Below are 12,918 nucleotides of genomic sequence, written 5' to 3'. Positions count from 1 at the left end.
GATTCGTCGCCCGCGAGGTCTACCGACACCTGCCCCACCCTCAGGTCACCACTGAACAGCTCACACGAGCCGCTTGACGATCTATAGGAGCTTCCGCCCCGGTCGCCCCCGGCGTCCGCTCGGTTCAGGCCGCGAGCCAGTCGCGGTAGTGCGTGGCCGCGATGCGGGAGCCGTCGGGCGTGGTCAGGACATCGCCCTTGATGACGGCGAACATCCCCGCGGTGTCGTCGGTGACGACCTGACGGCCGTCCTTGCCAGCGGCGACGGTCACGCGCCCCAGCTCGTCGAGGGGGAAGACCTCGGGGCCCCCGATGTTCAGGATGCCGTTGAGCGGTGTGCCCGCGGCGACCTCGGCGACGACCTCCGCGACCTCGGCCGCGGCGATCGGCTGGATCGGGGTGCGCGGCAGCCGGACGGTGTCGCCGTCGGCGGTCCAGGCGAGGATCGCGTCGACGAACTCCATGAACTGGGTGGCCCGTACGACGGAGTACGGCAGGCCGCCGGCCCTGAGCACCTCTTCCTGGAGGGCCTTCGCCCGGTAGTAGTCCAGTTCGGGCACCCCGTCGACGCCGACGATGGACAACACGACCACATGGCCGACGCCCGCCGAACGGCTCGCCTCCAGCAGGTTGCCCGTCGACGTCCGGAAGAACTCCGGCGAGGCCGCGTCGAACGTGGGCGAGTTGGTCAGGTTGACGACCACCTCCGCACCGGCCAGCGCGTCGTCGAGGCCCGCCCCGGTGACGAGGTCCACCCCCGTCGACAGGGACAGCGCCGTCGCCTCGTGTCCCTGCTGGTTCAGGCGGGCGACCACCTGGGAGCCGATCAGGCCCGTGCCGCCGACAACCGCGATCTTCATGACCGTTCCTTCCGTCGCGCCTTCGCACCGGGTCCGGGTGCCGCGCTCCGGTGGAGCACACCGCCTCGATCCCGGACACTTTCTATCCGGGATACTACTCGGATACGACGTGTCCGAGTCAAGCATCTGGGTAAGGTGAGCCACGTGAAGATGTCGGGCGGGGTCGAGTGGGCGCTGCACTGCTGTGTCGTACTGACCTCGGTGCGCGAGCCGGTACCGGCCGCCCGTCTGGCCGAACTGCACGAGGTCTCCCCCACCTACCTCGCCAAGCAGCTCCAGGCCCTGTCCCGCGCCGGACTGATCCACTCGGTGCAGGGCAAGTCGGGGGGCTACGAGCTCACCCGCTCCCCCGAACTGATCACCGTCCTGGACGTGGTGGACGCAGTGGACGGGCCGGCCCCCGCCTTCGTGTGCACGGAGATACGCCAGCGCGGCCCCATGGCGACCCCGGCCGAGGCGTGCACCACTCCCTGCGCGATCTCGCGCGCCATGGCGTCCGCCGAGACCGCGCGCCGTGCGGCACTCAGAGCGATCTCGGTGGCCGACCTGGCCCGCAGCGTGGAGTCCGACTACGGAACCGGTGCGCTGGCCGGCATGGGCACCTGGCTGAGCACCCCGGCCGGCTGACCCGGGGATGACCGGCCGCCCGGTTCCTCCGGTCTCACGCCAGGTGCGGCGATACGACAGCAAGGCCGTCGGCCACCGCTCGTGACCCGCACGGCAGACTGTACGGGTGGACGACTACCCCTTGGTGCACCGAAGCCCCGCCCCCGCGTCGTACGGACGCCTCCAGGTGCGGGAGGCCGACCTCGGCCCCGCCCGCTGGCTCACCGAACGCGCCCCCGGCAGCGCGGAGTTCGGCACCGTGGCCGCCATCGCCGCGCCGGGGTTCGCCGCCTACGCCCGCATCCTGCATCCGGCCTCGCTGGACGAACGGCCGGTGCGGTGGGACACGGTGGCCGCCGCCCGGGGGCTCGGCACGACGCCGCACGCCCAGTGGCACGAGCTGATCGGGATGGAGCGCTTCTACCAGAACGCGTCCGCCTACGGCATGCCCGGCGTCTGGGACGAGCATCCGGCGGAAGGACCCACTCCGCCCGTCGTCGCCCGGCACCTCGTTCCGCTCCTCACCCGGCACACCAGGACCGCCGACCGGTGCTGGTTCGGCCTGTGGCACGGTTACGGACGCTGGGACTTCGACCGGTTCCCCACCTTCCCCACGCCCGGCCGGGATGAACTCCTGCTCGCCGGCCCGCTGTCCGACGTCCTGTCCCCCCTCGACGCGGACGAGTTCACCGAGCTTCCCGACCTGTGGTGGCCGCAGGACCGGGCGTGGTGCCTGGGCGGCGACGTGGACCTCGTCAGCACCTACGTGGGCGGCACGACCGCACTCGTCGACGACCTGCTGGCCGCCCCGGAGTTCGAGGCGCATCCCGTCGCGCCCGGCGACCCGGTCTACTGACACCCGTCACGCCCGGCGGCCCGCGTCCGGGGCATCCCCCGGGTCGCTTCGGGTGACTGTTCCGTCACTCTCCGGATGCGGCCTCCGGTCGACGGGCGCACACTGACCGCGTGACCGGAACGCATACGAAACGTGACGAGAGCACCCTCGGTGAGGGACGCGCGGCCTCCCAGACGTTGGCGCTCGTGGCCATGATGTTCGCGGTGGCGATGACCTTCATCGACCAGACGATCGTGTCGATCGCCGCCCCCGACATCGTCTCCGAACTCGGGTTGTCCGCCTCGGGCATGCAGTGGGTGGTCAACGCCTACCTGTTGTCGCTGGCCGCGTTCTTCGCCCTCGGCGGACGCGTCGCCGACCTGTGGGGACCGCGCCGCGTCGTCGTGGCCGGCACCCTGGTCTTCGTCATCTCGTCGGCCCTGTGCGGCTGCGTGCCCACCGGCGACTACGCGCTGCCCTGGCTGATCGCCTTCCGGGCCACGCAGGGACTGGGTGCCGCACTGCTCTTCCCGGCGGCGCTCGCCGTGGTCGTGGCCGTGTTCCCCGTGGAGCGGCGGGGGCGGGCTCTCGCCCTGTTCTTCGGCCTGACCGGCGCCCTCACCGCCCTGGGGCCGGTGCTCGGCGGATGGCTCACCTCGTGGACCTGGCGGGCGATCTTCTGGGTCAACGTGCCCGTCGCGCTCATCGCACTGATCCTCACCGCGATGGCCCACATCTCCGACCGCCGGCGCGAGGAGTCCCTGGACGTCGTCGGCGCGCTGCTGATCGCCGTCGGCATGGGCACCAGCGTGCTCGGTTTCCAGCAGGCGTCGGCCTGGGGCTGGGACAGCGTGGCGACCTGGGCGTGCATCGTCGGCGGACTCGTCGTCCTCTACGTCTTCTGCCGCTACGAGCTGCGCACCCGCCACCCGCTGATCAATCTCGCGGTCTTCCGCGACCGCGCCTTCACCGTCGACTCGCTGGTGCTGTTCTTCGCCATGCTGGCGTTCGTCCCGCTGTTCTTCTTCGCCTCGGTGTACGCCCAGGTGTCCCTGAGCGCCTCCCCCAACCAGGCCGGCCTGTACCTGCTGTACTTCTTCGTCGGGTTCGCCATCGCCTCCCAGTGGGGCGGCCGCATCCTCGACAAGCAGGGCGCGCGCCCGGCGCTGAAGATCGGCTGCGTGGTCGGAGCCATCGGGTTCGCGCTCTGGGCCGGCAAGCTGACCGACCTGTCCATGCACGACCAGTGGCCCTACGCCGCGCTGGCCGGCGCGGGCATCGGCTTCATCCTCGCCCCGGCCTCCACGGACGCCGTGAACCGCTCGATCGACGCCTCCTACGGCGAGGTCACCGGCATCACGCAGACCGTGCGCAACTACGCGGCGAGCATCGGCCTGGCCGTGTTCGGCACGATGCTGACGCACACCATGACCGACAAGGTCGAGAACTCCCTTCAGAAGCGCGGGGTTTCCTCGGACACCGCGCACGCCGTGTCCCGCGACGTGGCGGAGGCGGTCACCGGCAACGCGGACGCCCGGACCCCCACGGGCAACGGCCCGGCCGCGACGGCGATGCGCGACTCGATGTCCGCGATCCGCATGGACTTCGCCGAGGCCAACCAGTGGGTCTTCTACGGCATGGCCGTGGCCCTGGGTGTCGGCTTCCTCTGCGCCCTGCGCCACCCCGGCGGCCGCGGGCCGGCCGGCGAGGGGAACCCGGCGCGGGCCGCAGAGCACGCGTGAGCGACGGGCCCGGCGACCTCGCGCCGCTACGCCGGCTCGCCGGGGGTGCCCGTCAAGGGCCAGTACTGGAAGCCGCTGCCCCTGGCACCAGTCGAGGCGGGTGCTGCCGCGGGAGCCGCTGTGGAAGTCCGGGAAATCAAGGTTGTCGGCCTTGATGGACTTCTTGGGGAACGTCACGGAGATCCCGGTGGTAACGGTGCCCCGGGCGGGGATCGGCCCCAGCGCCACCTGATCAAAGCTTTTCGCGGCCGCCCCGGTTGCCCGCTGCCGGGCTCGACCCGGCCGCCGCGCGGCGTCTTCTCGGGTGCTGTGGTGACCCTCGGCGGGCGGGTGGGTCCGGCCGGTCGGCGGCGGGTCGCCCGCTGGTAAAATGGGGGCACGCTTCGACTTCGCCGGGGTCCGTACCAGGGGGTACGGACCCCGGCGTGTTCCGGGCGCCGGATCAGGAAGGTTCCCCATGAACACGAAGCCCTCGGCCTCCGGGCACTCCCCGACCGACGAGTCCCGGCCGGACGCGTCGTCGCCGGGCGAACCGGCGACCTCGCAGCCGGCGGCGCCGGGCCTGCCGCCGGTCGAGTCGTTCGACGCGCTCGGACTGCCGCCTGAACTGACGCGGACGATGACCGGCCTCGGTGTCACGGAACCCTTCCCCATCCAGGCCGCGACCCTGCCCAACGCGCTGGCCGGCCGTGACGTCCTGGGCCGCGCGCGGACCGGGTCGGGCAAGACGCTGGCCTTCGGGCTCGCGCTGCTCGTCCGGACGGCGGGCCGGCGAGCGGAGCCGAAGCGTCCGCTCGCGCTGGTCCTGGTGCCGACCCGGGAGCTCGCGCAGCAGGTGAGCGACGCGCTGACACCGTACGCCCGGACACTGAACGTCAGGTTGACGACGGTGGTCGGCGGGCTGTCGATCAACCGGCAGACGGCGCTGCTGAGGGCGGGGGTCGAGGTGGTGATCGCGACGCCGGGGCGCTTGACCGACCTCGTGTCGCGCCGCGACTGTCACCTGAACCAGGTGCGGATCACGGTGCTGGACGAGGCGGACCAGATGTGCGACCTGGGTTTCCTGCCCCAGGTCTCCGAACTGCTGGACCAGGTGCGCCCCGACGGGCAGCGGCTCCTGTTCTCGGCCACGCTCGACCACGACGTCGACCAGTTGGTCCGGACCTACCTGCACGACCCGGTGCTCGCCTCCCTCGACCGGGTGGCCGGCTCGGTCACCACGATGGAACACCACGTCCTGAACATTCACCCCGCCGACAAGTACGCGACCGCGACCGAGATCGCCGCGCGGGACGGCCGGGTGCTGATGTTCCTCGACACGAAGGCCGGCGTCGACCAGTTCACCCGGCACCTGCGGGCCAGCGGGGTCCGGGCCTCCGCCCTGCACAGCGGGAAGTCGCAGCCCCAGCGCACGCACACCCTCGCCCAGTTCAAGGACGGCGCGATCACCGTGCTGGTGGCCACCAACGTCGCGGCGCGGGGCATCCACATCGACGCGCTGGACCTCGTCGTGAACGTCGACCCGCCGGCCGACGCCAAGGAATACCTGCACCGTGGCGGGCGCACGGCACGTGCCGGGGAGTCCGGAAGGGTCGTCACCCTCGTCACCCCGAACCAGCGGCGGGACGTGAACCGCATGATGACGGAGGCGGGGGTCCGGCCGACGGTCACGCAGGTCCGCTCCGGTGAGGAGAAGCTGACCACGATCACCGGGGCGAAGCGGCCGCCGGCCGGAACGAAGCCGACCGGCAACGCCCCGTTCCGCGGCATGGGCACCCGGCCGGGCCGTCCGGCGAAGGAGTCCCGCAAGGCCGCCGACGCCCGCAAGGCGGCGGAGGCGCGCGCGGCGGCCCGGGTACGCAAGAGCCGCTGACCGACGGTGCGCGTGGCGCTCCCGGCACGCCCGGTCCGCTGTCGCCGAGGTGTCGCCGGGTCCTTACAGTGGGCTCGACACCGAGGAGGCGTGGACATGGACCAAGAACAGATCCTGGCCAGGATCACCGCGATGGTCGACGACGAGCGCAGGCTGCGCGGCGCGCTGGCGGCCGGGGAGATCGACAGCACCACCGAGCACGCGCGGCTCGGTGAGCTGGAGCGCGAACTCGACCAGTGCTGGGACCTGTTGCGTCAGCGACGTGCCAAGTCGGAGTTCGGCGAGGACCCGGGCGAGGCCCGCGTCCGCCCTCAGTCGGAGGTCGAGGGCTACCAGAACTGATCGCGGTCCGGCCGGCGGCCTACTTCGCGTCGGCGGACGCGGTGCGGGTCGGCCTGCCCAGGACCCAGAAGAGGACGCCGAGCAGGACGAACCCGGCGAGCGGGACGGTCTCCGTCCACAGGTACTTCCAGCGCTCGCCGTGCGTCCAGCCGTCCGGCCGGTAGCCGGAGCCGAACCAGTGGTCGCCGAGGCCGGGGGCGATCAGCTGCAAGCTGGCGAACAGCACCAGCAGGGTGAGCACCGCGCTGATCGTGCGGGGGAAGGGCGCCCGGTAGGGGCGGGGCGTGTCCGGGGCCTTGCGCCGCAGTACCGCGAGGGCCGGGAAGATGCCCAGGTAGCTGATGAGGGTCGTGGAGATCGCCAGGCCGAGAACGGCGCCGAAGAGCTTGGCGGCGCCGCCGTCGGTCAGTTCGTGGGCCAGGACCAGCACCAGGGTGGACACCAGTCCGCTCAGGATGTTGACCCGCACCGGCGTGCCGAACCGGCTGGAGATGACGCCGAGGAAGCGGGGCGCCGCGCCGTCGTAGCCGGAGACGGCGAGGGCGCGGTCGGAACCCATGACCCAGGTGACGCCCGAGGACAGCACCGTGAGGATGAACATGATCGCGGCGAGGTCCCCGAGCAGGCTGCCGGCGCCGCTGAGGGTGGCGGTGCCGTCGGCGGCGACGTGGCCGCCGTAGACCGTGAAGACCTGCCGGATCGCGTCGATGAAGCCGCCGAGGCCGGTGATGGCGTCGACGGGCAGGACGAGCAGGATGCCGAGGATCGGCAGCGCGTACAGGAGGACGGCGAGGCCGGCGCTGCGGAAGATGGCGAAGGGGACGTCCTTCTGGGCGTCGGTCATCTCGTCGCCGGCGGTGTTGGGCAGCTCGAATCCGACGTAGTTGAACATCAGGACGGGCACCAGTCCGACGAAGCCCGCGTAGGTCGGGGAGAAGTCGCCGAACCCGAATCCGTGCAGGCCGTGCCGGACGCCGTAGACGACGACGGTGACGGTGAACAGGCCGAGGAGCAGGAAGCGGCTCCAGGCGCCGATGGTGGGGATCCACTTGCCGACGTCGAAGGAGAGGATCGCGGCGAGCACACCCACCCAGACGAACGCGAGGGTGAAGGCGTAGAAGGCGGGGGTGCTCAGGTCGTTGCCGTCGTTGAAGAAGGTGGTGTACGCCGTGACGGCGGCGACGGAGAGCGTGCCGCCCAGCCACACGGGGTTGGTGATCCAGTACAGGAAGTTGTTCACGGCGCCCGCGAGCCGTCCGAAGGCGCGGCTGGTCCAGATGTAGGGGCCGCCCTCGTCGGGGAAGGCGGCCCCGAGTTCGGCGGTCAGCAGCGCGGAGGGGACGAAGAACACCACGGCCAGCACGATGAGCCAGGTGAACGCCTCGGCACCGGACGAGGCCACGGTGCCGATCGTGTCCACGCCGACGATGGTGCACAGGAGGAAGAAGAGGATGTCGAAACGGCCGAAGTGCTTGCGCAGCTTCCGGCGCTCCGCCTGGGCCGCCGCCGGTGTGTCGACCGACGCGGATGCTATGGGGCCAGCGGTCACCGGGAGCTCCAGGGTGCTCGTGGAACGGAAAGGATCCGGCCAATGATCCGCCGCTGCCGTGAGAACCCACAAGCGCACCTGTACAACTTTTGACCATCCCTTCTCCGCCCGCATGCGCGCGGTTTCCCGGATAGGGCCGGGCCCGGCGATTCCGCCGCCGGCGTCGCGGCCGGTTCGTACACTGCGCGCATGCCGAGGCGGGACGAGGTGCCGGTGGGTGAGGCCGTGAACGGACGACGCCCTACGGGGCTTTTCGTCGGTCTGTGCACGCTGGACGTGATCCAGCTCGTGGACCACGTGCCGGCGTCCGACGAGAAGGTGACCGCGCGCGAACAGGTCGTCGCGGCGGGCGGACCCGCGGCGAACGCGGCCGCGACTTTCAGCCACCTCGGCGGAGCGGCCAGGCTGCTCACCGCGCTCGGCGCCCACCCGCTGGGGACCGAGGTGACGGCCGACCTGAACCGGCTGGGCGTGACGGTGTCGGATCTCGCCGCCGACTCGGTCGCGCCCCCGGCCGTGTCCTGCGTCCTGGTGACCGCCGCGAGCGGGGACCGAGCCGTCGCCTCGACCAACGCGTCGGGACACCGCGTCGGCCCGCCCGACAACCTCGACGCGCTGGTGGCGGCCTGCGACATCGCCGAGTTCGACGGCCACCACATGGAACTCGCCGTGGCCGCCGCCCGCGCCGCTCGCGCCGCGGGCCGTCCCACCGTCCTGGACGGGGGCAGCTGGAAGGACGGTACGCAGCGTCTGCTGCCGTCGATCGACGTGGCCGTCTGCTCGGCCGACTTCCACCCGCCGGGCGCGAGCACTCCGGCGGACACCCTGCGATTCCTGCGCGAGCACGGGGTGCCGTGGGCGGCGGTCAGCCGGGGCGGGCAGCCCCTTCTGTGGGCGGGGCCCGGCGGCGGTGGCACCGTGGACGTGCCGTCCGTCCGGGTGGCGGACACCCTCGGCGCGGGCGACGTGCTGCACGGCGCGCTGACCCATCACCTCGCGGTGCGGGGCCGGTTGACCTCGGCGGCCTTCGTGGCGGCCCTGCGCGCCGCGGCCCTGGTGGCCTCGCGCTCCTGCGAGTCGTTCGGCACCCGGGCCTGGATGCGCGGGAGCACGGAGCGCCCTGGGCGGCGCTCACCCGGGGCGGACTGAGCGGGACCCTGTCGCGCGGGCGCCGCTCCCATGGCCCCCGATGGAGACGCCGGATGACGCGGGCACCGTACCGCCGTGCGCCGTGATGCCGTGCACGGCGGCGCTACGAGGTCGACTCGCGTGACTCCCGCCGCCCTTGACCGTGACGGGAAGGAATTCGATGAGTGATACATCGGATCTCTCCTCGCGCATTGACCCACACCACTCCCCTTCATAGGGTGCAACGCGGGATAGCTCCGATGAATCACCGAGCCTGCCTGGAGACCACCGTGACGTTGCCCTTCGTGCCCGACCCGACCAGACGTACCGTTCTCGCCACCGGGTCCGCCCTCGGTGGCGCGCTGCTGACCTCGGGCCTGACCACGCGGGCGACGGCGGCCGACCAAGCCGAGGCCACCGGCGCGCCCACCGACCCCTGGCGCACCGTGCTCGACGACGCGGACCTGGTCTGGCAGCGGATGCCGGCCACCTGGTACGAAGGCCCGTTCCTCGGCAACGGTTTCCTCGGCTCCGGGATCTACGCCGAACCGGGTGCCGCCTCGACGGCCGTGCGCTTCAACGTCCAGCACTCCGAAGTGCAGGACCACCGGCCCGAGTTCGGCTCCCTCTTCGGTCTGGCGCGGCTCCCGATCGGCTGGTTCACCCTGGAACCGGTCGGCGCGATCACCGGCGTCGACTGGCGTCTGTCGCTGCGCGACGCCGAGTTGACCGGCACCCTCACCACCGACCGGGGCACCCTGAACCTGCGCGCCCTGGTCCACGACGACCGCTCGCTCCTCGCCGTGGAGGTCACCCCCAGCGAGGGCGAGCGCGACTTCCACTGGGTGTTCCATCCGGCGGAAGCGATCAGTCCGCGTGCCGCCTTCAAGCCGCTGCCGGACGGCTACCGGGGCAACCCGCCCGCCCGCGTCGAGGACCACGACGGGGTGAGCGCCGCCGTGCAGCCGCTCCTCGCGGGCGGGCAGCACGTCACGGCGTGGCGCGAACGCACCAGGGGACGGACCAGGACGCTGTACGCGCACGTCGCGCACTCCTTCCCGGGGACCACGGCGCTGCCCCGGGCCGTGAAGGCGGTCCGCGCCGCGGACCTGCTGCCCTACTCCGTCCTGGCGGTGACCCACCGGGTCTGGTGGCACGCCTACTACCGCAAGAGCTTCCTGTCCGTCCCCGACGCCCGTGTCCAGCGCTTCTACTGGATCCAGCTCTACAAGGCCGCCTCCGCCGCCCGCCGCGACGCCCCCGTGATGGCGACCAGCGGCCCCTGGCTGGAACCCACCCCGTGGCCCAACACCTGGTGGAACCTCAACGCCCAGCTGGAGTACTGGCTGATCCACGGCTCCAACCACCTGGAACTGGACGCGATCACCCGGGCGTTGAGCGAGTTCCGGGACAACCTCGCCGCCGAGGTGGCGCCGCAGTACCGGGGCGACTCGCTCGGCATCCCGCGCACCACCGACCCCCACCTGGTCAACGGCGCGGCCGATCCCCTCACCGGCTACGGCGTCGGCGTCCCCGGCCAGGACCCGCCGACCCCCGAGGTCGGCGACCTCACCTGGGCCCTGCACAACGTGTGGCTCAGCTACCGGCACACCATGGACCGGGCGACCCTCCGCGACGTCCTCTTCCCGCTCCTGCGCAAGGCGATCAACTACTACCTGCACTTCCTGGAGCCCGGCCCGGACGGCAGACTGCACCTGCCCGCCACCTTCTCCCCCGAGTACGGCGGCGACTCACGCGACTGCAACTACGACCTGATGCTGCTGACCTGGGGCTGCCGCACCCTCCTTGAGTCGGCCGAACTCCTCGGTGTCGACGACCCGTTGGCGCCGCGCTGGCGCGAAGTGCTGGCACGCCGGACGCCGTATCCCACGGACGCGAACGGGTTCATGATCGGCGCGGACATCCCCTTCGCGAAGTCGCACCGCCACTACTCGCATCTGCTGGCGGTCTACCCGCTGTACGAGGTGACCGGCCGCACGCCCGAGGAACGCGCCCTGATCGAGCGGTCGTTGGCGCACTGGGTGGGCTTCGAGGGCGCCCTCCAGGGCTACACCTTCACCGGCGCCGCCTCGATGTCGGCGCTGCTCGGCAAGGGCGAGGACGCGCTGAGGTACCTCGGCGAACTGATGACCCGCTTCATCAAGCCCAACACCATGTACCAGGAGTCGGGCCCGGTCATCGAGACGCCGCTGTCGGCGGCCCAGTCCCTGCACGACATGGTGTGCCAGTCGTGGGGTGACGCCATCCGGGTGTTCCCCGCGCTGCCCGCCGCCTGGGCGGACGTGACCGTGCACGACTTCCGCACGCAGGGCGCCTTCCTGCTCAGCGCGGTCCGCGGGGGCGGCACGACCCGCTGGGTACGCCTGGTCAGTGAGGCGGGCGCGCCCTGCGTCGTACGGCACTCGATCCCGGGACCGGTCGACGTGCGCGACGGACACGGCCGCCCGCTCCGGTACGCCGACGCGGGCGACGGAACGGTCCGGATCACCCTGCTCAAGGGCGAGTCGGCGCTGATCACGGCCAGGGGCGAGCGGCCGGACCTGGCCATCGCTCCGGTACGCCCGAACCAGGACGCGCCGCGCTGGGGGCTGCCGGTCGAATGAGCGGAGCCGGGGTCGGGCGCCTTGCGCTCGACCCCGGTCGCGCCGCCCCCGCGCGCTCGGCGGATCGGCGGATCGGCGGATCGGCCACGCGGGTGAGACCACACGCCGTCATGGACCACTCCCGGAAGGCCGTCCCGGGCCCGGGTCAGGTTCCGGGACCGGGACGGCCGCGGGTGGCCTACTTGGTGAGCGGGGCCAGCTTCGGGTCGTTGGCGTACGCCTCGACCGCGTTCTCCTTGGTCACGATGACCGGCGGGAGGAGGTAGGCCGGGACCACCTTGTTCCCGTTGTTGTACGACTTGCTGTCGTTGATCTGCGGCTTGTCGCCCTTCTGGATGGACTTGACCATGTTGACGGTCTCCGCGACGAGCTTGCGGGTGTCCTTGTTGATGGTCGAGTACTGCTCACCCTCCATGATCGACTTCACCGACTCGACCTCGGAGTCCTGGCCGGTGACGACCGGGACCGGCTTGCCCGCGCCCTTGACCGAGGTGATGACCGCGCGGGCGAGGGTGTCGTTCGGGGACAGCACACCGTCGAGCTTCTTGCCGCCGTTGTACGTCGAGGTCAGCAGCGAGTCCATCCGCTGCTGGGCGATCTCCGCCTTCCACCCTTGGATCGCGGTCTGCTTGATGTTCTTCTGGCCGGAGCCGACAACGATGTCACCCTTGTCGATGAGCGGCTTGAGGACGTCCATCGCACCGTCGAAGAACACCTTCGAGTTGTTGTCGTCCGGGGAACCGGAGAACATCTCGATCGTCCACGGACCCTTCGGCTTCTTCGCCTTCATGCCGTCCAGGAGGGCCTGCCCCTGCAGCTGGCCGACCTTGAAGTTGTCGAAGGCGATGTAGTAGTCGACGTCCGGTGTGTTGGTGATGAGCCGGTCGTAGGCGATGACGGTCGCGCCGGCCTGCTTGGCCTGCGCCACCTGCGTCGAGAGCTGCGAGGCGTCGGTCGCGCCGATGACGATGACCTTCGCGCCCTTGGTGACCATGGAGGAGATCTGCGCCTGCTGGTCGGCCACGGTCGTCGAGGCGCCCGCGTACTGCACGTCGGCCTTGAAGCCGGCCTTCTTCAGGCCGGCGGTGAACAGGTCACCGGCCAGTACCCAGTTCTCCGAGGTCTTCGCGGGCAGTGCGACACCCACGAGGGAGTCCTGCGCGAAGCCGCCCTTGGCGTCGCCGCTGTCCTTCGACCCCTCGCGGTCGTTGGAGCACGCCGTGCCCAGGGTGAGCAGTGCGACGGCGCCGACCGCGGCGATGCCTCTGGTGATGCTAGTGCGCATGGTGGGATGAGCCCTTCTTGCGGTATTACCGGGTGAGTTGTGCGCCGTGGGATGCGGCGCTGTCGGTGACGGGCC

10 protein-coding genes are annotated in these 12,918 nt (G+C 71.4%); 7 read left to right on the top strand and 3 right to left on the bottom strand.

The features are described from left to right. Positions 1-124: 124 nt before the first annotated feature. Positions 125-859 carry an NAD(P)H-binding protein gene (locus tag ABZT03_RS21380; protein ID WP_356041542.1) on the bottom strand — a complete coding sequence of 245 codons (735 nt, stop codon included), beginning with the start codon at positions 857-859 and terminating at the stop codon, positions 125-127. Between the two features lie 150 nt (positions 860-1,009). Between ABZT03_RS21380 and ABZT03_RS21375 the strand changes: the two genes are divergently transcribed. The 5 genes from ABZT03_RS21375 to ABZT03_RS21355 all read left to right on the top strand — a co-directional run bounded on the left by ABZT03_RS21375 (position 1,010) and on the right by ABZT03_RS21355 (position 6,257). Further along, a complete protein-coding gene (locus ABZT03_RS21375) occupies positions 1,010-1,486 on the top strand; it encodes an Rrf2 family transcriptional regulator (RefSeq protein ID WP_356041551.1) in 477 nt (158 codons plus the stop codon). A gap of 106 nt (positions 1,487-1,592) precedes the next feature. Then, positions 1,593-2,321, top strand: a complete 729-nt coding sequence (locus tag ABZT03_RS21370; RefSeq protein ID WP_356041540.1) for a hypothetical protein — start codon at positions 1,593-1,595, stop codon at positions 2,319-2,321. 191 nt (positions 2,322-2,512) lie between these two features. Then, the gene (locus ABZT03_RS21365) at positions 2,513-4,042 is read left to right on the top strand and encodes an MFS transporter (RefSeq protein WP_356041549.1); all 1,530 of its coding nucleotides are present in this window, start codon (positions 2,513-2,515) and stop codon (positions 4,040-4,042) included. Between the two features lie 457 nt (positions 4,043-4,499). Then, the gene (locus tag ABZT03_RS21360; RefSeq protein WP_356041539.1) at positions 4,500-5,915 is read left to right on the top strand and encodes a DEAD/DEAH box helicase; all 1,416 of its coding nucleotides are present in this window, start codon (positions 4,500-4,502) and stop codon (positions 5,913-5,915) included. A gap of 96 nt (positions 5,916-6,011) precedes the next feature. Beyond that, on the top strand, positions 6,012-6,257 hold the full coding sequence (locus ABZT03_RS21355) for a DUF2630 family protein (RefSeq protein ID WP_356041537.1): 246 nt from the start codon (positions 6,012-6,014) through the stop codon (positions 6,255-6,257). A gap of 19 nt (positions 6,258-6,276) precedes the next feature. Here the strand turns inward: ABZT03_RS21355 and ABZT03_RS21350 are convergent, their stop codons facing one another. After that, a complete protein-coding gene (locus tag ABZT03_RS21350; RefSeq protein ID WP_356041535.1) occupies positions 6,277-7,806 on the bottom strand; it encodes an APC family permease in 1,530 nt (509 codons plus the stop codon). Between the two features lie 189 nt (positions 7,807-7,995). Here ABZT03_RS21350 and ABZT03_RS21345 point away from each other — a divergent pair, with 189 nt between their 5' ends. Together ABZT03_RS21345 and ABZT03_RS21340 are read left to right on the top strand one after the other, a co-directional pair. Then, on the top strand, positions 7,996-8,955 hold the full coding sequence (locus ABZT03_RS21345; RefSeq protein ID WP_356041534.1) for a PfkB family carbohydrate kinase: 960 nt from the start codon (positions 7,996-7,998) through the stop codon (positions 8,953-8,955). Between the two features lie 239 nt (positions 8,956-9,194). Beyond that, positions 9,195-11,558 (top strand): Tat pathway signal sequence domain protein, encoded by a 2,364-nt coding sequence (locus ABZT03_RS21340; RefSeq protein ID WP_356041533.1) that lies wholly within the window; start codon positions 9,195-9,197, stop codon positions 11,556-11,558. 178 nt (positions 11,559-11,736) lie between these two features. Here ABZT03_RS21340 and ABZT03_RS21335 read toward each other — a convergent pair whose 3' ends face one another. Then, the gene (locus ABZT03_RS21335; protein ID WP_356041532.1) at positions 11,737-12,843 is read right to left on the bottom strand and encodes a sugar-binding protein; all 1,107 of its coding nucleotides are present in this window, start codon (positions 12,841-12,843) and stop codon (positions 11,737-11,739) included. Positions 12,844-12,918 lie beyond the last annotated feature (75 nt).

It is taken from the genome of Streptomyces sp. NPDC005574 (assembly GCF_040605435.1).
Classification (GTDB): Bacteria; Actinomycetota; Actinomycetes; order Streptomycetales; family Streptomycetaceae; genus Streptomyces.
This window is presented reverse-complemented; position numbering and strand designations above follow the sequence as displayed.

What these genes read in the sequence shown, in the direction of transcription:
- ABZT03_RS21380 (WP_356041542.1), bottom strand. Translation starts at nt 859, where the DNA reads ATGAAGATCGCGGTTGTCGGCGGCACGGGCCTGATCGGCTCCCAGGTG.
- ABZT03_RS21355 (WP_356041537.1), top strand. Translation starts at nt 6,012, where the DNA reads ATGGACCAAGAACAGATCCTGGCCAGGATCACCGCGATGGTCGACGAC.
- ABZT03_RS21345 (WP_356041534.1), top strand. Translation starts at nt 7,996, where the DNA reads ATGCCGAGGCGGGACGAGGTGCCGGTGGGTGAGGCCGTGAACGGACGA.
- ABZT03_RS21360 (WP_356041539.1), top strand. Translation starts at nt 4,500, where the DNA reads ATGAACACGAAGCCCTCGGCCTCCGGGCACTCCCCGACCGACGAGTCC.
- ABZT03_RS21375 (WP_356041551.1), top strand. Translation starts at nt 1,010, where the DNA reads ATGTCGGGCGGGGTCGAGTGGGCGCTGCACTGCTGTGTCGTACTGACC.
- ABZT03_RS21365 (WP_356041549.1), top strand. Translation starts at nt 2,513, where the DNA reads ATGATGTTCGCGGTGGCGATGACCTTCATCGACCAGACGATCGTGTCG.
- ABZT03_RS21340 (WP_356041533.1), top strand. Translation starts at nt 9,195, where the DNA reads ATGAATCACCGAGCCTGCCTGGAGACCACCGTGACGTTGCCCTTCGTG.
- ABZT03_RS21335 (WP_356041532.1), bottom strand. Translation starts at nt 12,843, where the DNA reads ATGCGCACTAGCATCACCAGAGGCATCGCCGCGGTCGGCGCCGTCGCA.